This window comes from Terrisphaera buseokensis, from assembly GCF_047521145.2.
Lineage (GTDB): Bacteria > Verrucomicrobiota > Verrucomicrobiia > Opitutales > Opitutaceae > ER46.
In genome coordinates this window covers 3,407,059-3,427,940 of sequence record NZ_CM134186.1, presented here as the reverse complement: position 1 = coordinate 3,427,940, position 20,882 = coordinate 3,407,059, and the positions used below count along the sequence as shown (strand labels likewise).

20 protein-coding genes are annotated in these 20,882 nt (G+C 65.2%); 9 read left to right on the top strand and 11 right to left on the bottom strand.

Annotation, left to right across the window (positions count from 1 at the left end):
* Positions 1–73: 73 nt before the first annotated feature.
* The gene (locus ACLJEU_RS12850) at positions 74–691 is read left to right on the top strand and encodes an OmpA family protein (protein WP_414664987.1); all 618 of its coding nucleotides are present in this window, start codon (positions 74–76) and stop codon (positions 689–691) included.
* Positions 692–785: 94 nt separating this feature from the next.
* Here ACLJEU_RS12850 and ACLJEU_RS12845 read toward each other — a convergent pair whose 3' ends face one another.
* The 3 genes from ACLJEU_RS12845 to purH form a co-directional block, all read right to left on the bottom strand.
* The gene (locus ACLJEU_RS12845) at positions 786–2,159 is read right to left on the bottom strand and encodes a M20/M25/M40 family metallo-hydrolase (protein WP_414664986.1); all 1,374 of its coding nucleotides are present in this window, start codon (positions 2,157–2,159) and stop codon (positions 786–788) included.
* An 87-nt stretch (positions 2,160–2,246) separates the two neighbouring features.
* Entirely contained in the window at positions 2,247–3,065 is an 819-nt protein-coding gene (locus ACLJEU_RS12840) for a M48 family metallopeptidase (RefSeq protein WP_414664985.1), read from the bottom strand.
* A gap of 43 nt (positions 3,066–3,108) precedes the next feature.
* Positions 3,109–4,668 carry a bifunctional phosphoribosylaminoimidazolecarboxamide formyltransferase/IMP cyclohydrolase gene (gene purH / locus ACLJEU_RS12835; protein WP_414664984.1) on the bottom strand — a complete coding sequence of 520 codons (1,560 nt, stop codon included), beginning with the start codon at positions 4,666–4,668 and terminating at the stop codon, positions 3,109–3,111.
* Positions 4,669–4,790: 122 nt separating this feature from the next.
* Between purH and ACLJEU_RS12830 the strand changes: the two genes are divergently transcribed.
* Positions 4,791–5,174 carry a Co(2+)/Mg(2+) efflux protein ApaG gene (locus ACLJEU_RS12830; protein WP_414664983.1) on the top strand — a complete coding sequence of 128 codons (384 nt, stop codon included), beginning with the start codon at positions 4,791–4,793 and terminating at the stop codon, positions 5,172–5,174.
* A gap of 47 nt (positions 5,175–5,221) precedes the next feature.
* Complete coding sequence (locus ACLJEU_RS12825; RefSeq protein WP_414664982.1) at positions 5,222–6,580, top strand: MBL fold metallo-hydrolase; 1,359 nt, start codon at positions 5,222–5,224, stop codon at positions 6,578–6,580.
* Positions 6,581–6,768: 188 nt separating this feature from the next.
* Here ACLJEU_RS12825 and ACLJEU_RS12820 read toward each other — a convergent pair whose 3' ends face one another.
* The 3 genes from ACLJEU_RS12820 to ACLJEU_RS12810 form a co-directional block, all read right to left on the bottom strand.
* Positions 6,769–7,566 carry an inositol monophosphatase family protein gene (locus ACLJEU_RS12820; RefSeq protein WP_414664981.1) on the bottom strand — a complete coding sequence of 266 codons (798 nt, stop codon included), beginning with the start codon at positions 7,564–7,566 and terminating at the stop codon, positions 6,769–6,771.
* Positions 7,567–7,682: 116 nt separating this feature from the next.
* Complete coding sequence (locus ACLJEU_RS12815) at positions 7,683–8,264, bottom strand: FmdB family transcriptional regulator (RefSeq protein ID WP_414664980.1); 582 nt, start codon at positions 8,262–8,264, stop codon at positions 7,683–7,685.
* A 17-nt stretch (positions 8,265–8,281) separates the two neighbouring features.
* Positions 8,282–9,466 (bottom strand): Y-family DNA polymerase, encoded by a 1,185-nt coding sequence (locus tag ACLJEU_RS12810; RefSeq protein ID WP_414664979.1) that lies wholly within the window; start codon positions 9,464–9,466, stop codon positions 8,282–8,284.
* 346 nt (positions 9,467–9,812) lie between these two features.
* Here ACLJEU_RS12810 and ACLJEU_RS12805 point away from each other — a divergent pair, with 346 nt between their 5' ends.
* On the top strand, positions 9,813–10,544 hold the full coding sequence (locus tag ACLJEU_RS12805) for a YebC/PmpR family DNA-binding transcriptional regulator (RefSeq protein ID WP_414664978.1): 732 nt from the start codon (positions 9,813–9,815) through the stop codon (positions 10,542–10,544).
* A 295-nt stretch (positions 10,545–10,839) separates the two neighbouring features.
* On the opposite strand, the gene ACLJEU_RS12800 is transcribed toward ACLJEU_RS12805, so the two are convergent.
* From ACLJEU_RS12800 to ACLJEU_RS12785, 4 genes are all read right to left on the bottom strand, one after another.
* Entirely contained in the window at positions 10,840–11,790 is a 951-nt protein-coding gene (locus ACLJEU_RS12800) for a metallophosphoesterase (RefSeq protein ID WP_414664977.1), read from the bottom strand.
* 8 nt (positions 11,791–11,798) lie between these two features.
* Positions 11,799–12,710, bottom strand: coding sequence for an alpha/beta hydrolase (locus ACLJEU_RS12795; protein WP_414664976.1), 912 nt, complete (start codon positions 12,708–12,710; stop codon positions 11,799–11,801).
* 98 nt (positions 12,711–12,808) lie between these two features.
* The gene (locus tag ACLJEU_RS12790; protein ID WP_414664975.1) at positions 12,809–14,650 is read right to left on the bottom strand and encodes a hypothetical protein; all 1,842 of its coding nucleotides are present in this window, start codon (positions 14,648–14,650) and stop codon (positions 12,809–12,811) included.
* Positions 14,647–15,231 (bottom strand): 3-keto-disaccharide hydrolase, encoded by a 585-nt coding sequence (locus ACLJEU_RS12785; protein ID WP_414664974.1) that lies wholly within the window; start codon positions 15,229–15,231, stop codon positions 14,647–14,649. The genes ACLJEU_RS12790 and ACLJEU_RS12785 overlap by 4 nt, the downstream gene beginning before the upstream one ends.
* Positions 15,232–15,475: 244 nt before the next feature.
* Here ACLJEU_RS12785 and ACLJEU_RS12780 point away from each other — a divergent pair, with 244 nt between their 5' ends.
* Complete coding sequence (locus tag ACLJEU_RS12780) at positions 15,476–16,003, top strand: lipocalin family protein (protein WP_414664973.1); 528 nt, start codon at positions 15,476–15,478, stop codon at positions 16,001–16,003.
* Between the two features lie 9 nt (positions 16,004–16,012).
* Here ACLJEU_RS12780 and ACLJEU_RS12775 read toward each other — a convergent pair whose 3' ends face one another.
* Positions 16,013–16,879 (bottom strand): alpha/beta hydrolase family protein, encoded by an 867-nt coding sequence (locus tag ACLJEU_RS12775; protein ID WP_414664972.1) that lies wholly within the window; start codon positions 16,877–16,879, stop codon positions 16,013–16,015.
* Between the two features lie 100 nt (positions 16,880–16,979).
* Here ACLJEU_RS12775 and ACLJEU_RS12770 point away from each other — a divergent pair, with 100 nt between their 5' ends.
* The 4 genes from ACLJEU_RS12770 to ACLJEU_RS12755 are packed head-to-tail and all read left to right on the top strand — an operon-like array spanning position 16,980 to position 20,878.
* Positions 16,980–18,047, top strand: coding sequence for an IS630 family transposase (locus ACLJEU_RS12770; protein ID WP_457795280.1), 1,068 nt, complete (start codon positions 16,980–16,982; stop codon positions 18,045–18,047).
* Positions 18,048–18,106: 59 nt separating this feature from the next.
* The gene (locus tag ACLJEU_RS12765; protein WP_414663128.1) at positions 18,107–18,688 is read left to right on the top strand and encodes an EF-hand domain-containing protein; all 582 of its coding nucleotides are present in this window, start codon (positions 18,107–18,109) and stop codon (positions 18,686–18,688) included.
* Positions 18,689–18,699: 11 nt separating this feature from the next.
* Positions 18,700–20,253, top strand: coding sequence for a DUF2271 domain-containing protein (locus ACLJEU_RS12760; protein WP_414663127.1), 1,554 nt, complete (start codon positions 18,700–18,702; stop codon positions 20,251–20,253).
* Complete coding sequence (locus ACLJEU_RS12755) at positions 20,243–20,878, top strand: PepSY-associated TM helix domain-containing protein (RefSeq protein ID WP_414663126.1); 636 nt, start codon at positions 20,243–20,245, stop codon at positions 20,876–20,878. The genes ACLJEU_RS12760 and ACLJEU_RS12755 overlap by 11 nt, the downstream gene beginning before the upstream one ends.
* The last annotated feature ends 4 nt before the right edge of the window (positions 20,879–20,882 follow it).

Sequence of the window (20,882 nt, the reverse complement as noted above, 5' to 3'; positions counted from 1 at the left end):
GCTAAAAGCCTTGCGGCAACCGGCGCGTTTCCCAATAGCTCTGCTCCAGCGCCCTAGATTTCTTTCCCTTCTCATGAAACTTGCCTCGATCAAACTTTGCCTCGCCGTCGCCAGTGCCGCGTTCGTGCTCGCGGGCTGCACCAAAAAGCCGAGCCGGCCCGACCCGGGCCAGACCTTGTTGGGGCAGACGCCGGGCGGCCAGAGCATCAACACGGCCCCCGTCGACGCTTCCTTCGGGGCCAACGCAGCCGGACTCGTCGACCGCGGCAATGGTTTCGACATCAACAACCAGAATCGCACCGCCCTGCAGGGCTCCACGGTGTACTTCGACTTCGACAGCTTCGCCATCAAGCCGGCCGAGCGCGAGAAGCTGAAGGCCGCCAAGGCGTATCTGGAAACGAATCCGACGCACAAGATTCTCCTCGAAGGCCACTGCGACTGGCGCGGTACCGCCGAGTACAACCTCGGCCTCGGTGATCGTCGCGCCAACGCGGTGAAGAAATATCTCCAGTCGATCGGCGTGTCGCCGGACAAGCTCGAGACGCTCTCCAAGGGCAGCCTCGAGGCTTCGAAGAATGCCGACGCCTCGACGATGGAGAAGGATCGCCGCGTCGACCTCGTCGTCGTGAATCCCGCTGGCGGCACCAGCCCGATGCCCGCCGCCGCAGGCGCCGCGCCTCTGCCGCTCTGAGCTAAATCGCCGGCAACCAGTTTACGGATACAAAAACGCCCCGGATTTTCCGGGGCGTTTTTTTGCGTCCATCCGCGCAGTCGCGCCAGCCCTCCTACCCTTTCGCCAGGGTCACGAGCATGCGGCGCGTGGTCTCGATCCCTTTCTTCATCACATCGAGATTAAAGCTTTCGTTTGGCGCGTGCAGATTGTCCTCGGGGAGGAACAATCCGAACATCACGGAATCGAGCCCGGTCTTGCGCTTGATGTCGGCAATGATCGGCACGCTGCCGCCCTCGCGCAAATAGATCGGCGGGCGTCCCCACACTTCGGTTACAGCCTGCTCCGCCGCGCGGAAGGCGCGCGCAAGGACCGGAGACTGATCGGTCGGCGTATTGGAGCGGCCGGGGGGCACAACGACGTAGGGGTCGCCTTTGTGCTGATCGACAAAGTCGACCTTCACGCCCTTCGGCGCGCGGGCGCGAATGGCGTCCATCACGCGCTGCTTGATCACGTCGGGCTGCTGATTCGGCACGAGCCGGCAGCTGATCTTCGCGAACGCCTTGCTCGGAATCACGGTCTTCGTGCCTTCTCCCTGGTAGCCGCCGCCAATGCCGTTGAATTCGAGCGTGGGCTGGAAACGCACTGATTCAAACGGCGAGAAGCCGGGCGTCGTGTAGAAGGTATCGATGCCGAGGAACTGGGCGTACGCCTTCTCGTCGGCCCCGAGCTTCTTCAATTCGTCGCGTTCCCACGGATGCACGTCGAGCACATCGTCGTAAAACCCCGGCACGTTCACGCGCCCTTCCGGCGTGTGCAGCGTCGCAAGAATTTCTGCGAGCGCCTGGATGGGGTTGAGCAGCACGCCCCCATGCAGGCCGGAATGCAGGTCGCCATTGGGTCCGGTCACATGCACGTCGAGCAGCGCCAGACCGCGCAGACCAGAGGTCAGCACGACCTGATTCTCATTGGGCAGCGCCGTGTCGGAGAGATACACGAAATCCGCCTCCTTCAACTTGTCGGCGTACGCTTCGAGGAATTTCGGAAAACTCGGGCTGCCCATCTCCTCCTCGCCCTCGACGAGAAACGTGATCCGGAGCGGCAGCTTGGGATTGTCCTCGAGCGCCTGGGCGACCGCCGCGATGTTCGTGAGCAAGGGTCCCTTGTTGTCCGCCGCGCCGCGGCCGTAGATCCGATTCCCGATCACGGTCGGTTCGAAAGCCGGTGTCTTCCATAGCGCGAGCGGGTCGGCCGGCTGCACGTCGTAATGACCGTAGATCAGCAGATGCGGCCAGTGCTTCTCGCCCGCGCGTTGCGCGAAAATAATCGGATGGAGTTTCGTCGCCACCACATCGACGGAAAAGCCCAGGGAGCGCAGCAGGCTCGAGACAAACTCCTGGGCACCCTTCATTCCCTCGCGGAACTTGGGGTCGGTCGAGACGCTGGGATGGCGGATGAACTCCTTCAGCTTTTCAACGGGATCGAACATCCGGTGAACGTGGGACAATTCAGCGCCGTGCGCCAACCGGAAATGTTACGGCAAATCGACGCACGCGCCTGGAACGTCACACCGGATTCAATCGTTGAACTTGCCCTTGTTCTGCTCGTAGGTCGGCAGTACTGACGGCATGAGTGCCTTAAGGTCGGCGATGCGGGTCGTGTCCGCGGGATGCGTCGAAAGCAACGCGCCCAGCTTGCCCTCCGAGGCTGCGCCGCCCGCGGCCTGTTTTTGTGCCATCATTTTCTGCCAGAACGTAATCGACGCCCGGGGATCGTAACCGGCCCGTGCCGCGTAGATCGCGCCCATCCGATCGGCCTCGCTCTCATTGCCGCGAGAGTGCGGCAGCACGCGGCCGATCGTGGTCAGTCCGCCGTACGCGAGCTCGAAGGTCTGGCGCGTGGCCGCGTCGCCGGTCTTGGCTTCCACCGCCGCTGCGCCCAGCGCACCGACGCCCGAGATCACCATCGCCTCGGACATGCGCTCCGCGCCGTGGCGGGCGATCACGTGACCGATCTCATGCCCCATCACGATCGCCAGTTCCGAGTCGTTCTCTGCCAGCTTGATCAGGCCGGTGTAGACACCGACCTTGCCGCCGGGCAGCGCGAATGCATTGAGCTGGTTCGAATCGAAGACGACAAACTCCCACTTTGCATCGGGCAACTCGTTGCCGACCGCTTTCGCGATGCGCTGGCCGATGCGGGTCACGCGCGCGTTGCTCGCCGGGTCGGCCGAGACTTTTTCCTTTTCACGAATCTGCTGGAACGACTGCGCCCCGAGCGTGAGTTCCTCACCCTGGGAGAGGAGCACGAGCGATTTGCGGCCGGTGACCGGATTCGTGTAACAGCCGGCGAGAGCCAGCGACGCAGCGAGCAGCAGGAGGGCGAGGCGTTTCATGGGGATGATGGCGGCTTCGACCGGAATAACCCCGGGCGGTTCGTCAGTGTTTGAAGTGTCGGCTGGCGGTGAACACCATCGCAAGCCCGCGCTCGTCAGCCGCCGCGATCACCTCCGCATCGCGTATAGCACCTCCCGGTTGAATCGCCGCGGTCGCCCCGGCATCAGCGGCAGCGATCAGGCCGTCGGGGAACGGGAACAGCGCTTCGCTCGCCACCACCGAGCCGCGCAGATCGAGCCCGGCCTCGCCCGCCTTCCAGACCGCGATGCGGGAGCTGTCGACGCGCGCCATCTGGCCGGCACCCACGCCGAGCGTCTGCTCGCCGCGGCAGTAAACGATGGAGTTCGATTTGACGTGCTTGCCGACTTTCCAGCCGAACATCAGCGCGGCCCACTCGTCCGGTGTCGGCTGCCGTTTCGTGACCACCTTGAATTCGCGCACCTCCCCGAGCGTGCGATCGCGATCCTGCACGAGCACGCCGCCCACGACGGAACGAATCTCCTGCAGCGCATCCGCCCCGATCCCGCCCTTGGCGATCATGAGGCGCAGGTTCTTCTTCTTGGAAAGGATCGCCATGGCTTCGTCGTGGAAGCGCGGCGCGATGATCACCTCGGTAAAAATCTCCGCGATGGCCTTGGCGAGCGCGGCGTCGAGCGTCTGGTTGACGACGATGATGCCGCCGAACGGCGCCTGGCGATCGGTCGCGTAGGCTTTTTCCCAGGCGTCCATCAACGTATCCGCGCTGCCCACACCACACGGATTTGTGTGCTTGAGGATCGCAACGGTCGGACGCTCGAACTCGCCGATCAGGTACGTCGCCGCGGTGATATCCAGAATGTTGTTATACGAAAGCTCCTTGCCCTGCAGCTGCGTGAAGTGGTCGTGGAAGGTGCCGTACAGCGCCGCCTTCTGGTGCGGATTCTCGCCGTAACGCAGCGCCTGCGCCTTCTTCCACGACAGCGTGAGCGTCGCGGGAAACCCGCTCAACGCCTCGAGATCCGGGCCCGCCGCCTGGCTCTCGAGGTAACGCGCAATCGCGGCGTCGTAGGTCGCAGTGCGCTGAAAGACCTTCAGCGCCAGCTTGCGGCGCAGCTCGGCGAGCGTCTCGGGCTGCGTGGACTCCGTCGCGAACGCGGCGATCACCGCATCATAGTCGGCCGGGTCGCACACGACCGTCACGCTCTCGTGATTCTTCGCCGCGCTGCGCAGCATCGACGGACCGCCGATGTCGATGTTCTCGATCGCCTCCTCGAAATGCACGTCGGCGCGCGCGACCGTCTGTTCGAATGGATACAGATTCACCACCACGAGATCGATCAGCGCGATGTCGTTCTTCTGCGCCTGCGCCAGGTGGTCCGGCTTGTCGCGCCGGCAGAGCAGTCCGCCGTGAATCTTCGGGTGCAGCGTCTTCACGCGGCCTTCCATGATTTCCGGGAAGCCGGTGTGCCGGCTCACTTCCGTCACCGGCAGTCCCTTTTCCGCAAGTAGCTTGGCGGTGCCGCCCGTCGAGAGCAGCGTGTAGCCGTGCTGCCGCACGAGGGCGGTGGCGAATTCGACGAGACCGCGTTTGTCCGAAACGGAGAGAAGGGCGAGTTTGGCCATGCGGCGCGATTTCTGTTTCGCCCCGCGATGCGCAGCAAGCGTGAAACTTTCCGCCGCTCGTCGTCCCGGCCCGCGTGCACAAGCCTCTTGCTGTTCGCGGATTCCCGGGTCTGTTTCTCGCCGTGTCCCGCTCGCGTGAATTGCCCGGCCTGACGGCCAGCCTCGACAAACTCTGCTACCACCATGGCGGGGTGAGCCTGCCTGCGGACAAACCGCACGCCTTCGTTTACTTCATCACCATCCACAACGGCTCCGAGCACACAATCACCCTGCTCGGCCGGAAGTGGGTCGTGCAGCACGCGGACGGCACGCAGCTGGTGATCGAAGGTGACAAGATCGTCGGTGAAACTCCGCGCCTCGCGCCCGGCGAACAGTTTTCGTACAACAGTTATCACGTGACCGGCATCGACGCCGCGGCGCACGGGAGCTTTCACGGCGTCGACGATCAAGGCCGGCAGATTCATGTGATTCTGCCACCGTTCGACATGACCGTGCCGCGCGCCTGATTTTCGTTCTCGTTCTCGGCCGGCATATTTGTTCTTTCTGCCCGTTCATGAAGCTAACAGACCTGAACCGCGATGGCGGCATCGGCGCCAATTCGCTGTTCATTCAGCTCGGCGACCTCAACATTTTGCTCGATTGCGGACTGCATCCGAAGCGGGTCGGCCGAGTGGCCACGCCGGACTTGAAGGCCCTGCGTGGGGTGACGCTCGACCTGATCATCATCACGCACTGCCACCTCGATCACATCGGCAGCCTGCCCGTGGTGATGCGCGAACACCCCAACGCGCCCGTCATCATGACGACATCGAGCCGGATGCTCGTCGAACGCATGCTGCACAATTCGGCGAACGTGATGCTCCGGCAGAAGGAAGAGGATAACATCCCCGATTACCCGCTTTTCACCCACGACGACATCGACCGCTGCGGCAAGCGCCTCGTCGGGTTGCCGTTTGGTCACGCGAAGCATTTCCGCGGAGCCAAGGACGAGATCGAAGTCATTTTCCACCCGGCGGGACACGTCGCGGGCGCCGCGGCCGTCGAGATTCACCACAAGCATCGCGCCATCTTCTTCACCGGAGACGTATTGTTTGAGAACCAGCGCACGCTGCCTGGCGCCAAGTTTCCGGCCGGGCATTTCGACACGCTGGTCATGGAAACCACCCGGGGAACCACCGAACGCCCGCTCGGCAAGGAACGCGTCAACGAAGTGGCCCGGTTGATCTCCTCGATCAACGACACGATCCAGCGCGGCGGCTCCTATCTCATTCCGGTTTTTGCCCTCGGCCGCATGCAGGAGTTGTTCAGCGTGCTGCACGACGCGCGCAAGTTCGGCCGGCTCGTGGAGTGCCCGATCTACACCGGCGGACTGGGCGTGGATTTGGCGGACTACTTCGACGACATTGCGCGCAAGACGAAGCACGTGCAGTTCAACCGGAATATTTTGAAGGACCTCAAGGTGAAGCCGACCCCGCGCAAGATCGCGACCGGCGAGGACCAGAAACAGAATGCGATCTACATCGTGAGTTCCGGCATGATGGTCGAGCGCACGCCGAGCTACGCGTTTGCCTCGGGCCTGCTGGGCCACGCGCGCAACACGATCGCATTTGTCGGCTACTGCGATCCCGACACTCCCGGCGGCCAGCTGCTCGCGACGAAGCCGGGCGATGATTTCCTCTTCGCCGCCGCCAACGTGAAGGTGAAGGTCAAGGCTCACGTCGAACGCTTCGAGATGAGCGGCCACGCCGATCGAGAAGAGTTGCTGGAATTCGCCGTGCAAACCTCCGCGCGCAGCGTGGTGCTGACGCATGGCGACCCGGCGGCGCGGGCATGGTTCGCCCAGCAACTGGCCACCCAGATGCCGGCCGCACGGGTGCTCGATCCCGTGCCGTTACAGACGTATCAGGTTTGAGAATTCAGCGGCCTAAGGCCGGGGGCTGAGTTCTAACCACAAAGTCACAGAGGCACGGAGAAGACGACGACAAGCGGAGGCGAAGCGGTTTCACCCCGAGGGGAGAGAACTGGCATCATCCTGCAGAGTTTCGGCAGCACGAGTTCTCTGTGCCTCTGGGTCTTTGTGGTGCTACAGCGGTTGGTTGATTATATTTTCATCAGCTCCCGCAGTCGTGCGCACATCACGGCGCTGCCCGCGACGTAGACGATGCGCTTCATCTTCAAATCGAAGACCCGCAGCGGCAGTTGCTCGCCGTTCAGAAAATGGACTTCGCCCCCGGCGGCGCGGACCAGCGGAATGGCCGCGGCGAGATCCCAGATCTTCACGTTGAAGTCGACGCAGCCGTCGAGCAATCCTGCGGCCACGTAGGCCAGGTGCAACGTCGCGCTGCCGAGCCCGCGAATCTTGAATTGGCCCAGCACGCCCGACGCCATCGGCAGCAGGCTTTTCTCGAAGGGGCTGTGAAAGCCGATGAGCGTTTCCTTGGTCAGGGCCGCGGTGCTCACCCGGGCCGGTCGATCGCCGTCGAACATCCCGAAGCCGGGGCCGCCGTGCATGAGTTTACTGCGGCTGAGGTCGTACACCACGCCGTAAACCGGTTCGCCGTTTTCGCACAACGCCAGCGCGATGGCGCAATGCACGAAGCCGAGCGCGAAGTTGTTGGTGCCATCAATCGGATCGAGCACCCAGGAAAAGCGCGCCGTCACCGGCAGCGGCGCGCCGGTCTCGCTGAGCTCCTCGCTGAAGTACTGATCGTGCGGAAACTGCGCCGCGAGTTCGCGGAAGATTCCCTCCGAGATCGCCACGTCGATCGCCGTGACGCGACTGCCGTCGTATTTCCATTTGCTCTCGGCGCGACCGAACTCCCGGTGCAGGAGCTCTGTCTGCCCGAGCACCGCCCGCTTGGCCGCTTCGACGCGTGAAAGGAGATCGGATGAAGACATCACGCTCCACTACTCCGCAGTCCGGCCCTCGGTTCAAAACAAATGCAGCCCCGTGAGGGCAGCGGTCCCGGCTGCTTCCGAGCCCTTGCCGGCGGGAGGCCTGCGCTCCCGGGAATTTACTCGTAGTCGTAAAGCTTCGGATCCCGCCGCGGCGCCACGGGCCGCGCCTTGAAGCGATGCCGCCGCTCCTTGGGATCCCTGGGCCCCTTGGCCGGCGGCATCCCGGGATCGGCGCCGATGCCTCCGCCCAGCGGATCGCCGGAGTCCTCGGCCTTTTCTTCGCCGACGCCCAACTGGTCATCGAGCGAATCCGGATCGGCACCTTCCTCGAGCTTGCGCACAACCTCCTCGAACTGTTCGTCCATCTTCTCGCCGGTCAGTTCGGACATCTTGCGCATCACGCGGCCCATGGCCTTCGGATCGTTCTCATCGACGCTCGAGAATTCCTGCTCCATCGCGTCCATCGCGGCGTCCATCCGTGCATCCTCGGCCGCATCGCCGGCCGGTGGTCCGCCCGGGCCGTCCGCCGGCGGTTCGCCGCCGCCGCGCGTGGTGATGGCAAACGACGATAGCACTTTTTTCAGCCGGAACTTCGGGTTGTCGGGACAGCGGGGCGTGGTCCGACCCTGCGCGAGGGTCTTCGCGTAAAACTGATAGATCGTGTGATTGTCGGGACAGTAGTACTCGTAGATCGGCATAACGAATCGCTGTCCTTCTACGAACCCGCGCGTCGCTTGGCAAGCTGGTGCCCGTGCTGCACGACGGGCGTGCGTCCGCCCTTGTTCAACGCATCGAGCACGCCGGCCAGGCGGCGGCGTTTTTCCTCGGACTCGGCGAACATCTCCAACTGCACCGCGCTGTCCTCAACCGACGAAAAGCGCACGCTGACCAGACGCAGCGGCCGGCGCTTCCTCCACGCCGCCTGCAACAGCGGCGCCACGAGCGGATAGAACGGCGCCTCGAGGTCGGTGGCCGTTTCCAGAGTGCGACCATGCGTCTCCTGGCTGAAATCCGAATAACGCACCTTCACCGTCATCGTGCGCACGCGCTTCCGGTCCTCGCGAATCTTCGGCAGCAGGTCGTCGACCATTCGTTTCACGATGCGCTCAATCTCCGCGAAGTCCCCGATGTCGCGCCCGAACGTCTCCTGCTGCGAATAGCTCTTGGCGTCGTCGTGCTCCGTTTCCACCGGCCGATCGTCTTCGCCGCGCGCCGTGGCGAGCATCTCACGCCAGCTGTCGCCGAAGATTCGTTTCAGCTCGTCCTCCGACTTCGTCCGCACATCGCCGATCATCCGGATGCCGTGCTGCTCCACCAGCGCGGCCTCGGTCTTCGCACCGACGCCGGGCAACTTGCCGATCGACAAGGGCGCGAGGAATGACGCCTCGGTACCGGGCGGCACCACGACGAAGCCGCGCGGCTTTCTCAACTTGGATGCGATTTGCGCCACGAGTTTGTTCGTCGCGAGGCCGAAGGAGACGGGCACGTGCAGCTCGTCCCAGAGGCGCCGCTGCAGTCCCCTCACCTTCGCTTCGACCTCGGCCGACGACCTCATTCCGCACGGCTGCAGGTCCAGATAGCCTTCGTCGATCGAGTTGCGTTGCACGAGCGGCGTGAGCGTTTCGCACAGGTCGAACATCTGGTGGGACACCTTCCCGTAAAGTCCCGATGTGTGCGGCAACAGGATCAGATCCGGGCACACCTTCAACGCCCGCTGCGTCGGCATCGGCGTGTAGACACCGCACGCGCGCGCCTCATAGCTGGCCGAGGAAATGATGCCACGCTCGCGTCCGCCCACCGCGCATTTCGTCCCCCGCAAGTCCGGCCGCAGCGCGAGTTCGCACGACACGAAGAAGGCGTCGGCATCGAGATGAACCAGCGTGGGCAGAGGACGGGACACGACCCGGCACGGGACGCGATCTCGGCCATCGGGTCAACCCGACGCCGCAAAGAGGGCTCGATGCTGAGGGAATTCCTCCAGCGCCATCCCTGGGAACGTTCAAAAATATTCCAGCTCTTTTATCGGATCGTGACGATGTTTAGTCTGGCCACGCCCGTGCGCCCCGCTTGGTTGTTTCCAGCTTTCCTAGTCCGCCCTTTTCCCTGTCTGGTTAAACATGATTCTGGTCGCGATATTCTCCGTCATCGTCCTGCTGATGTGCTGGCTTTGCTATAGCGGCGACTGCAACAGCTGATCGGCGAACTTCGGCGTTGCCCGCGGCGCGCTGCTTCCCAATCTCGCGCCCATGGGACGTCAATGGCTCCACGCGAAACGCGCAATCGTCAACCTGAAGAAGGGTCAGGTTGTCCAGAAGCTCGTCAAAGAAATCACGGTCGCCGCCAAACTGGGCGGCGGTGATCTCGAGGCGAATGCCCGGCTCTTTGCCGCGGTGGAGAAGGCCAAGAAAGCGAGCGTGACTCGCGACGTCATCCAGCGGGCCATTGCCAAGGGCTCCGGTGCCGGCGGCGAAAGCGCCTCACTCGAGCACGTGGTGTACGAAGGCTACGCGCCGCACAAGGTGCCCGTCATTGTCGAGGTGATGACCGACAATCACAACCGGAGCTCGAGCGATCTGCGCGTCCTCTTCAAGAAGGGCCAGCTCGGCGGCGCCGGCAGCAACAAGTTTCTCTTCGACCACGTCGGCATCGTGGAAGGCCACCACACCGACGCCGCGTCCGACCTTGAGGCCGCCGCGATCGAAGCGGGCGCCAACGAGTTCGAGGCGCTTTCGCACGAACAGAACGACGACATTCCCGTCGGTCACGCCGGCGCCCGTTTCCTGACGGAACGCACCGCCGTTCATTCCGTGGCGACCTGGCTCAAGCAGAACGGCTGGGCGGTCACGACCGCCGAACTGGGCTACGTCGCCAAGATGTATCCGGAGCTCGACGACACCCAGCGCGCGGAAGTCGGCGAATTTTTGCAGGAAATCGAGGACAACGACGACGTGCAGCGCGTCTGGGCCGCGGTGAAGTAACGGGCCGGGCCCAGCGGGCCGCGACGCGCGCGTTGCAGCTCAAAGTCGGATTCGCCCCAAAAGTAGCGGGAGCTTCCAGCTCCCGTCTTCCGCTGCGAAAGCACGAAGCTCCCGCTACGGCACCGGCAAGTCACCCGGTGTTAGCTCGCTGGACGCATAGTTGCGGGCGCGCACCTGCAGAGACGGTTCGGTGGGTTATTGTCCCGTGGCTACGAGCGCCCGCGAGTGGTCCGTTTCCACTCGCGGGCGCTCGTAGCCACCAAAGCCGGGGTTTCTTCCCGGGTCCGATTCCCACCTAGCCGCGGAATTTCAGCTCGCGCGAGGGTTCACGACCGTGACCCGTAAGGACAATCCGATCCGCGTGAATGCGCGCCGTGGCGAACGCGGTCGTGTCCGCCGTCTCCACCATGCCGCGAAGGGTGAGAAACGGGACACCGTTCCGCTCGCCGAACGCCCCGGCGTGGTTATGCCCGTTGAGCCACGCCACGACCTGCGGGTGGCGATCGATCAAGGCCAGCACGGCACTCGCGTTCCACAGATTGTGATCGTTGTCCGGAAACACCGGATGGTGCGCAAAGATGATCACCCGACGGCCATCGCGTTTCGCCTCGCCACACGTGCGATCCAGCCACCCCAGCTGCGTCGGTCCGAGTCCGCCGTTCCAAGTCTTGGCCTGGCGCACCTTTGCCGCCTGCAGGCGCGTCAGTTCGGCCTGCGCTGCGGCCTGTTCGGCCGTGCCGGCGGCGTGCGCGTAGAGGCTGACGTCGTTCGTATCCAGCACCACGAAGCGAAACGCCCCGTGGTCGAACGATCCGTACCGCCACGCCATGCCGAGGCGTTTCGGCACCTCCGCTTTCCGGCTGTCGATCACCTCGAAGTCGTGATTGCCCAGGAGCTGGTGCCAGCGATGCCGGCTGCGCGCGAGCGGCCGGGTGATCTCGTCAAAGCTCCTCCATTCCTTGTCGATGAGGTCGCCCAGATGCACGCAGAACGCCAGTTCGCGGCCATTGCAGTGTTCGACCGCCGCGCCGAGCCGGTCGATCGACTTGCGGTAGTAGCGCGTGCCCTTCGCGTCGATGTCCGCGTACTGCGCATCGGCCACGAGCCCGATTTCAAAACTCTCCGTCGACGCTCCCCGCACGATCCACGGCACCGTCGCGGCGGCCAGCGAGGCGGCGAGGAACCGGCGCCGGGTGATGTGCGGTGCGCAATCGGCCGTGCGCCGGTGGGTGGGAAGCGTTTCCACGGTTGAATTCAGTTCGTCAGCCAGCCGTTCGCCCGAAGCCATTTTTCGCACAGTCGCGGCCATTCGGATACGGGCCCGAGTTTCGGATCCATCCCGGCGCCGTGCGGCCCGCGCTGATACAGATGCATTTCAATCGGCGCCTTGGCGCGGCGCATCGCCTGGAAGAAGAGAAGGCTGTTCTCCACGACGGCGACGTTGTCCTCGGTGGTGTGAACGAGAAACGTGGGCGTGGTCGCGGCGGTCACCTGCTCGTCGGGCGACCAGCGTGTCCGCGCCGCGGCCCCGGGATTTTCGCCGAGCAGCGCGCGCCGCGAGGTGCCGTGCGCAAACGGATCCTGCATCGTGATCACGGGAAAGATGAGCACCATGAAATCGGGCCGGGCGCTCACGCCGTCGAGAGTCGCGCCCGTCCGGCCTTCGGGCGCGTCAAACAGCGTGCCGGCGCTGGCCGTGAGATGTCCGCCCGCTGAACCGCCGAGCATGCCCACGCGGTCGGGTTTTACACCCCACTCCGCAGCCCGCGAACGCACGATGCGCAGCGCGCGCAAGGCATCCTGCAACGGCGCGGGCGCGCCGTACTCGGCATGCCGATACTTGAGCATGAACACCGTCACGCCGGCGGCGTTGAGCCACTTCACGACTTCGCCGCCGTTCACGCCCGCGGCCACGCGAACGTAGCCGCCACCCGGTGCGTAGATCACGGCGGTCCCGGCGGGCTTTGCCGGGGCGAACACGCTCAGGGTCGGCCGGTGAATGTTTGAGTAGCGCCCGTTGCCGTCATGCTTTTCCGGACCCGCATCGGCCTTGAGTCCGGGCACGCCTTCGGGCCACAGCTCGATGATCGTCGGTTCCGCCGCGCGCAGGAAGTTGCCCAGGAGAAATCCCGCCACCCACGCGCCACGCCGTGCTTTCGTGATCATACGCGTGACTCCAGCGAGCGCGCAAAGAACAGGCAAGGTTCGGGAACCGTCGCTACACTCCGTCCACGCCTGCCGGTGTGCGGTGGAGCGGCCCGTATTTATTTCCGTTCCCATGGCAGGCTCATCGTCGGCGTTTCAGCGTAGCGCTGCATCGTCAGCGTGACCTTCGCGCCACTGCCCGGGGCCAGCGTGACCCAGACATGGTTGGCGCCCACCTCCTGTCGCCGGCCGTCGATCGTGATCGCCGCGATCCGGTGCTCGCCGTACGCGCCACCCTGCACGATCACGCTCCGTGCGGTGGTCGCGCCGAGGTTCACCAGCGTAACCACGGTCGACGTGTCGGTCATCGCGGACACCAGCGCCGCGACGTCCGGCGGCAGGCCCGCGCGGCGTTGCTCCGGATCGAAATAACGCAGCCGGGCCAGCAGCAGACTGCCGTCGCGTCCGGGCACCAGTCCACCTTCGGTCAGCTGGGTGAGCGCGCCGATCGTGGTGGGATTCCAATTCAGCATGTTGTCCGCGAGCCGCCGTTCGGGCGGCGTGCGGTCGGCCCGAAACGCCGCAGTCTTGCGCGCGAGGCTTGCGCGATCGCGTTGCAACGCGGCGACGGGAAAGTCCGCGTCCTGGCCCTGCAGATACGCGAGCCAGCCGTTGTCCCCCACCCGCGCCGCATCGTCCGGACGCTGGCTCAGGTACCATAATTCCAACGCGCCCACGTTCCACGGCTGACTCTGCCAGCCGTACCAGCCTTCGGCGCCGTGCATCGTCGGATACTGTTTCTTTCCGTCGACGCTGCGTGCCTGGGCGTTGACGGCGTCCATCATGGTGCGCCACGCGTCCGCGTACTTCGCGTCACCGGTGAGCAGGGTCGCGTGCGTGAACCCCACCATCGCCCGCGGAATCCGGTTGCGGTTCTCCCGCCGGCCCGTGACCGGATTGATCGGCGAAAAGCCCCAGCCGTACGCGTTGCCCCACCATTTCTTCTCCGGTCCGCCGATCGAGCCGTCGCGATAATCCACGAAGCTGGGAATCACACCGCCGTTGCGGCGCATGCGCTCGAGCCAGGCGTCGAGGTAGCCCACAATCCACTGCCGGTACTTGGGCTCGTTACTCACAAGAAACGCCACCGTTGGCAGCACCGTTGCGCCGAGATTCAGAAAGTGATCGCCGGCGACGTCGGTGTACTCGGCATAGTGCGCGCGAAACTGCGCGTACGTGCTCTCGCCGTGCTGCGCCACAAACTTGCCCACGTCGAACGCGTCGCCGACCCAGTCGAGCGCCGTGGCCGGGCGCAGCATCGGCCCCTTGCTGCCGTTCTGCATGCTGCGGATCAGTTTCAACTTCGGGTCGTAGTTGGGCGCGTGCGCAGCCTCGCCCATGTACAGACCCGCGAAGCGGCGGGCCCGCGTCGCGTAGGTGGCGTCAGCGAGACCGAGCGACAGCCCCATGCGATTGAAGAGCTGCAGGCCCTCGCCGTGGTGCATCCAGTCCGATTGGACGATGAACTCCTCATGATACATGCCGTCGCGCGCGATCGGCGTCTCGACGGTCCGCGCCTCGGTGTACTGGCGCAACAGGCCTTCGTGGCCCTGCAGGTAAAGGCGCAGGATGTCGTCGTCGGCCCCGAGCGCGTGCAGCTCGGGCCAGCCGTTGAAATTCTCGAAGGCATCGTCCGGTCCGTCGTTCGCGCCCCAGCGCACAAAGCACTGCAGGTAGCCGCGCGCGTCGAAATACTTCGCATAGAATTCGCGGCAGGCCGGGACCTGCTCCGCGATCAACTGGCGCTCGAGTTGGGCCCATTCCGGTGCGGGCATCGGCGTGCGGATGGCAACGGTCACCGGTGCAGCCGCGGCCGTCGGCGCCGTGAAGACGAGGCCCAGCGCCAGCAGCGCGCAACCGATCCGGGGCGCGACGCGATTGCAACCCGCGCGCCCGCTCATGGCAGTTCCTTGAGACGGATGCGCCGGTATTCCATCAGGCCGCGATCGGCTTCCAGCCCGATGGGGCCGGTCGGCGGCACCTTGAGCGTAGCGGTGAGCAGTTCCCCGTTGCACGTGCAGTGGGCGACGCCGTCCTTCACGACGATCTCGATTTCATTCCAGTCCTGCGGCCGGTATTTCTTCAGCGTCTTGTAGGCATCGGGGCCCGCGACGAGATAGTCGCGGCACTGCAGCTGCGGCTTGCGGATGAAGATGCCGCTGTCGGCGTTCACCGCGGCGCGAAACTCGAGCCGCAGCACGAAGTCCCGCGGAAATTCCCGTGTGGTCCAGATTTTCTGCGCGAGCCGCGGTTCCTTCGGATGCACGATGAACACGCCGTCCTTCGCCGAAAAGCGGCCGTCCGGCGCGGCAGTCTTGCCATCGAATTTTTCCTCCGGTGCGTAACACCAGCCGGTGAGGTCCCGGCCGTTGAAGAGGCTGACGAAGCCGGCCTCGGGCGTGAAGGCGTCGGCCGCCGAGGCGGTCATTCGGACCGACAGCCACAAGGCACAGAGGACAAACCAGGCGAAGGTACGTTTCATAGGGGATCGACGATGCGCAGCCGGAAGGGTGAGACCGGCGTGAGCGCGGTCGGGGTGGTCGGACGATTTGCGATTCGCACCGGCGGTTCCAGCTCCAAAGTGGCGGACCGTCCGTCGGCGCCGCGTGGCCGGCGGCGAGGCTGCCCTGCTGGCGAAAGTCCGGGCCGACCTCCGTCCGACGTGGTCCATAACGTGACGCCCTCGCATCCCGCGGGCCGCTCCGCCCGTAGCAGTCCACGCCACCATGATTCGCCACCTCGTTGCCCTCGCCTGCCTCGCCCTGTTCTCGGGCTGCACCACCATGAAACTTCCACCGCTTCGCACCGTGCCGCAGGTCGACCTCGATCGTTATCTCGGTGACTGGAACGTCATCGCGCACATCCCGTATTTTTTGGAGAAGGGCAAAGTCGCGACGCTCGATCGGTATGCGCGGCGGCCCGACGGACGCTTCGACAACATCTTTGTTTTCCGGCGCGGCTCGTTCGACGCGCCCGAGGAGCAGTGGAAAGGCGTCGCCTGGGTGCACGACAAGACCACGAATGCCGAGTGGCGCGTGCAGTTCATCTGGCCCGTGCGGTTGGCCTATCTGATCATCGACCTCGATCCCGATTATCGCTGGGCCGTGGTCGGACATCCCTCGCGCAACTACATCTGGATTCTCGCGCGAGACCGCCAGCTGCCGGACGAGCTCTATCGGAGCATCCTGCAGCGCGCCGCGGCCCAAGGCTACGCCATCGATCGCATCGCAAAAGTGCCGCAGCCGGCGCCGTGACGGCGCGCGTTACAAGGTTCGGACCAGCCACGCGACGGTCACCTCCACCGCGCGCGTGGCGTGGCCGAGTTCCGGCTGGAAGACATTGAAGATGTGATCCGCGCCGCCGAGCAGGACTGCCTCGGCGGGACGCCCGCGCGCGATGGCCACGAGGTCGGCGTCCCGCGGCGGCAGGAAATCCATGGTGCCCCGCACGGCGAGGAACGCGCCCGGATAACGCGCGAGCTTTTCGTCCAGGTTCACGCCCCGGAAGCTCTCGTAGTAGGAACGCTGAGTGGTGATCGCCTTCCAGCCGGGAATATCCTCAGTCGCCTGTCCGTCCCGCAGCGCGGCCTTGCCCGGATCCTTTGCCGTCAGCTGCGCGAAGAGATCGCCGCTCGGGCTCGACCACAGCACCATCGACTTGAACCAAGCGGGTGACTGCGCGCCCGTAACAATCGCCGTGGCGGCCCCGAGGCTCCAGCCCACCACCCCGATTCGTTTGGGATCCACGCCGGCCTGCCGGATCACGAACGCGTGGGCCGCCGCGGTGTCTTCCACCCGCGACGTCAGCGTCGACTCAATCTTCGTCCGCAACCGATCGCCCTCGCCACGGAAATTGATCCGGAGACTCGCAATCCCGCTTTCCGCGAGGGCGATTGCCAGCCGCTTGGTCAGATCGCCGGCGCCGTCCCGATCATCGGCAAACCCGTGCAACAACAGCACGGTCGATCCCGACCACGCGCGCTCCGGCGCCTCCCAGATCGCGCCGACCTCTGGCGTGACCTGCACCTCGTTGGCGGCGGCCCGCACCGTCGCGGCTGAGCCGTGCAGCGCGGCGCAGCCCACCGCGAGCGCCACCAATGTCGATCTTGTCCGCGCAATGCTGTTACCCATCCCGGCTTGCCTGCAGGCCGCATGCCGAATTACCAGCTAATACCAACAGCCTCTAACATTTAGACTATACAAGCAGGTCGCTTTGGAGTAGTCCGGGGGCATGGCGAGAACTCTACCGAAACTGGGCGAGGAAGTGGTGGCACAGATTGAGGCGGCGTGGACGCAGTCCCAGCCGGACTGGGCGCGGCGGCGCCTGCTGGTGGTGCGGCTGATCGCGCAGCACGAACTGACGGTGGCGGAGATCATGAAGATTGCGGATGTGTCGCGGCAGACGGTGTTCACGTATCGGGACAAGGTCGTCGCCGGCGGCGTGGCCGCTCTGCTGCAGCGGGGCAAGGCGCCGGGAAACCGGCCGGCCGTGCGTGGGGCCGTGCAAACCGAGTTCCTGGAACGGTTGGCCGCCGGGCAGTTCCGGCGAGCGAAGGACGCCCAAGCTTGGATTAAGAAGCGCACCCGCAAAACCCTCAGTGAGAGCGGTGCCCTCAAGGTGCTGCGCCGGTTGGGCGGTAAGCTCAAAGTGCCCCGCAAGAGCCATGCGAAAAAGGATCCCGCGAAAGCCGCGGCCTTCAAAGTCGAACTGCCCCTGAAACTGGAAGCGCTCGCCGGTCCGGCCGCGCGCACCGGACAACCGGTGCGGTTGTGGGTGCTCGATGAGCACCGCTATGGCTTGTTGCCCGTGATCCGTCGGGTCTGGGGCCAACGCGGGGTCCGCGTGCACGCCCCGTATGCGACGCGTTATCAGTGGGGCTACCTCCACGAGGCGCTGGAAGTCGATGGCGCCAACCGCCTGGAACTACTGTTCACCCCGTGCATCGACCAAGACGTGCATGCGCTGTTTCTTCAACAGCTCGGCGCCACGGACCCGGCGGCGTTGCATGTCGTGATCCAAGACCAGGCCGGCTTCCACCTGCCACTCGCTGATCCGCGCTTGCCCAAGAACGTCCGACTGCTGCCCTTGCCGCCCTATAGCCCAGAACTCAATCCGGTCGAGAAACTCGGTGACTTGGTGAAGGACCAGATCTGCAATCGACTCTATCCGAGCCTGCGCCGCCTCGAAGATCATCTGCTCGCCGCGCTGCGACCGTGGCGCACCGAGAGCGCCCGCGTCGCGGAGTTGATTGGCCGCGGCTGGCTACTCGACGGCGTAAACGCTGGCGCGCCAACCTAAAGTCTAATTAATAACGGCGATTGGTATAACTCTTCCCCAAGCGCTGCGTCCTCCCCTGCATGATGTCCACCTCAACCCCTGCCCTGCCCTCTTTTCCAATCTGGAGCCGTGCCGGCGCGATGCTGTCGCTCGCCGCGATGCTCGTCCTCACCTCGACCGCCCAGGATCGCCGTCCCGAAGGCGGCCGCGGCCGCGACGGTGGTCCGCCCCGGATGAATCCGATGTTCGCGGCCCTCGATGCGAATGGTGACGGCACGATCGATGCCGCGGAGCTCGCCAACGCCTCCGTCGCCCTGAAGAAACTCGATCGCAACGGTGACGGGAAACTGACCGAGGACGAGGTGCGTCCCGCGTTCGGTGGTCGGGGCGGCCCCGGCGGTCCCGGCGACGGCCAGGGCGCGGGCAATGTCGACGAGGTCGTCGCCCGGATGCTGCAGTTCGACAAGAACGCCGACGGCAAGCTCGCCAAGGATGAATTGCCCGAACGCATGGCGGCCATGATGGAACGAGGCGACGCGAACAAGGACGGCTTTCTCACCCGCGATGAGCTCGTGGTGCTCGCCCAGGCCCAAGTGCAACGCGGCGCGCCCGGTGGCGATCGCGACGGCGGCCGGCCAAAGGGTCGCGACGAACGGCGCTGAACCTTATACCCATGAAGCGCTGTGTTGGCTGCTGGCCCCGCCTGCTGGTCCTTTGCCTCGGTCTCGCTGTGGCCGCGCAGGCCGCGGAGCTCACGAACTGGTACACGTTCAATCACGAGCACGTGCTCGGAACGTCGCTCGAACTGAAGTTCGCCGCGCGCTCCGAGCCCGACGCCCGTCGCGCGGAAACCGCGGCGCTCGCCGAGATTGATCGGCTCGCCACGATTCTCAGCGGCTACGACGCGACGAGCGAATTCAGCCGCTGGATCGGCACGCGCAACGAGCCCCGGCCGGTGTCGGCTGAATTGTTCGAGGTGCTGGCGCTCTTCGACCAGTGGCGCGAACGCACCGACGGCGCACTCGATGCCGCCGCTGAAGTCACCGGACGCCTGTGGAAAAGCGCGGCGCAGCAGCAACGCGTGCCCACCACCGGGGAACTCGCCGCCGCCGTGGCCGCGGTCCGGCAAACCCACTGGCGGCTCGATGCGGAAAAACGCACCGCCACGCATCTCACGGACGCGCCCCTGCGGCTGAATTCGTTCGCGAAAAGCTACATCATCGAACACGCCGCCACTGCGGCGGCGACCGCGGGCAAGCTCGCCACAACCGTCGTCAATCTGGGCGGCGATCTCGTGGTGCGCGGGACGGGAACTGAAACGGTCGCGCTCGCCGATCCCTTGGCCGACGGCGAAAACGATGCGCCCGACACCCGGGTCGCCGTGCGCGACCGCGCCGTGGCCACCAGCGGCGGCTATCGGCGTGGCGTCGAAATCGGCGGTCGCTGGTATTCGCATCTCGTCGATCCGCGGACGGGCCGGCCCGTCAACCACGTGCTCAGTGCCACCGTGACGGCCCCGCGCGCGACGGATGCAGGCGCACTCGCCACCGCGCTGTGCGTCATGACGCCCGAGGCCGGGCTGAAACTCGCGCAATCAATCCCGGGCGCGGAGTGCCGGTTGCTGCTCAACGACGGCCGCCGCCTTACGAGCGCCGGCTGGACGGAGTTGAACGTGACTCCTCCAGCCGCGTTGCATTCCGGCGTTCACGCCGCGGCGACCAAGTCGAACGATGCCGCGCCGTCAGCAGGAGCGGCATGGGACCCGGCGTTCGAACTGGTGGTGAACTTCGAGATCGCCAGCGCCGATGGCGGCCGCGCCAAGCGTCCGTTTGTCGCGATCTGGATCGAGGACAAGGACGCGTTTCCGCTCCGCACGCTCGCGCTGTGGTTTCACGGTCCGCGCTGGCTGCCGGACTTGCGCTCCTGGTATCGCGGCGATCAGCTGCGGGCCATGGCCGAAGGCAGCCAAATCACCGCCTCGGTTTCGAGCGCCACGCGCGCGCCGGGCAAGTATTCGGTCAAATGGGACGGCAAGGACGGTCACGGCGCGGCGGTGCCCGCCGGGAAGTACGCCGTGGTGATCGAGATCGCCCGTGAGCACGGCAGCCATCAATTGGTCCGCCGCGAACTCGATTTCTCCGGCGGCGCGCAACACGTGGATTTGCCCGGCAATCTCGAACTGGCGTCGGCTTCGTTGGACTATCGTCGCAAGGGCAATGGCCGCTGACGATTCCGCCCCGCCGGCTCATCTGACCGGCTACTGGAAACGACGGTGCGCGGCTTTGTTTCGCTGGCTGCACATCTATGTCTCGATGGCCAGTTTCGGCATCCTGTTCTTCTTTGCCGTCACGGGCCTCACGCTGAACCACGCCGACTGGTTCTTCGGCGACCGCGCGGCCACCACGCAGCAGCGCGGTACGCTCGACCGGAAATGGGTGACGCCAGGCGACACGAGCGCGGTGGCCAAACTCGAGGTGGTCGAACATCTGCGGCGCGTGCATGGCGTGAAGGGACTCGTCGCCGAGTTTCGCCTCGAGGACGCGCAATGCGCCGTCGCGTTCAAGGGCCCCGGCTACGCAGCCGACGCCGTCATCGACCGTGCCACCGGTGCGTATGAACTCAGCGAGACGCGGATGGGATTCATCGCCATCATCAACGATCTCCACAAGGGGCGTGACTCCGGTCGCGGCTGGTCGGTCGTGGTGGACGCGTCGGCCGTGCTGATGGTGATCGTATCGCTCACCGGCATGGTGCTGATCTACTTCGTCAAACGACGCTTCGTGAGCGGTCTGCTACTCGCGGCCAGCGGCGCGCTCGCGAGCGTCGCGGCCTACGTCTGGCTCGTCCCCTAACGCA

Bases quoted from the DNA above. Each gene is read 5' to 3' on its own strand.
- ACLJEU_RS12850 (WP_414664987.1), top strand. From the start codon at position 74: ATGAAACTTGCCTCGATCAAACTTTGCCTCGCCGTCGCCAGTGCCGCG.
- ACLJEU_RS12845 (WP_414664986.1), bottom strand. From the start codon at position 2,159: ATGTTCGATCCCGTTGAAAAGCTGAAGGAGTTCATCCGCCATCCCAGC.
- ACLJEU_RS12840 (WP_414664985.1), bottom strand. From the start codon at position 3,065: ATGAAACGCCTCGCCCTCCTGCTGCTCGCTGCGTCGCTGGCTCTCGCC.
- purH (WP_414664984.1), bottom strand. From the start codon at position 4,668: ATGGCCAAACTCGCCCTTCTCTCCGTTTCGGACAAACGCGGTCTCGTC.
- ACLJEU_RS12825 (WP_414664982.1), top strand. From the start codon at position 5,222: ATGAAGCTAACAGACCTGAACCGCGATGGCGGCATCGGCGCCAATTCG.
- ACLJEU_RS12820 (WP_414664981.1), bottom strand. From the start codon at position 7,566: ATGTCTTCATCCGATCTCCTTTCACGCGTCGAAGCGGCCAAGCGGGCG.
- ACLJEU_RS12815 (WP_414664980.1), bottom strand. From the start codon at position 8,264: ATGCCGATCTACGAGTACTACTGTCCCGACAATCACACGATCTATCAG.
- ACLJEU_RS12805 (WP_414664978.1), top strand. From the start codon at position 9,813: ATGGGACGTCAATGGCTCCACGCGAAACGCGCAATCGTCAACCTGAAG.
- ACLJEU_RS12795 (WP_414664976.1), bottom strand. From the start codon at position 12,710: ATGATCACGAAAGCACGGCGTGGCGCGTGGGTGGCGGGATTTCTCCTG.
- ACLJEU_RS12790 (WP_414664975.1), bottom strand. From the start codon at position 14,650: ATGAGCGGGCGCGCGGGTTGCAATCGCGTCGCGCCCCGGATCGGTTGC.
- ACLJEU_RS12785 (WP_414664974.1), bottom strand. From the start codon at position 15,231: ATGAAACGTACCTTCGCCTGGTTTGTCCTCTGTGCCTTGTGGCTGTCG.
- ACLJEU_RS12780 (WP_414664973.1), top strand. From the start codon at position 15,476: ATGATTCGCCACCTCGTTGCCCTCGCCTGCCTCGCCCTGTTCTCGGGC.
- ACLJEU_RS12775 (WP_414664972.1), bottom strand. From the start codon at position 16,879: ATGGGTAACAGCATTGCGCGGACAAGATCGACATTGGTGGCGCTCGCG.
- ACLJEU_RS12770 (WP_457795280.1), top strand. From the start codon at position 16,980: ATGGCGAGAACTCTACCGAAACTGGGCGAGGAAGTGGTGGCACAGATT.
- ACLJEU_RS12765 (WP_414663128.1), top strand. From the start codon at position 18,107: ATGATGTCCACCTCAACCCCTGCCCTGCCCTCTTTTCCAATCTGGAGC.
- ACLJEU_RS12760 (WP_414663127.1), top strand. From the start codon at position 18,700: ATGAAGCGCTGTGTTGGCTGCTGGCCCCGCCTGCTGGTCCTTTGCCTC.
- ACLJEU_RS12755 (WP_414663126.1), top strand. From the start codon at position 20,243: ATGGCCGCTGACGATTCCGCCCCGCCGGCTCATCTGACCGGCTACTGG.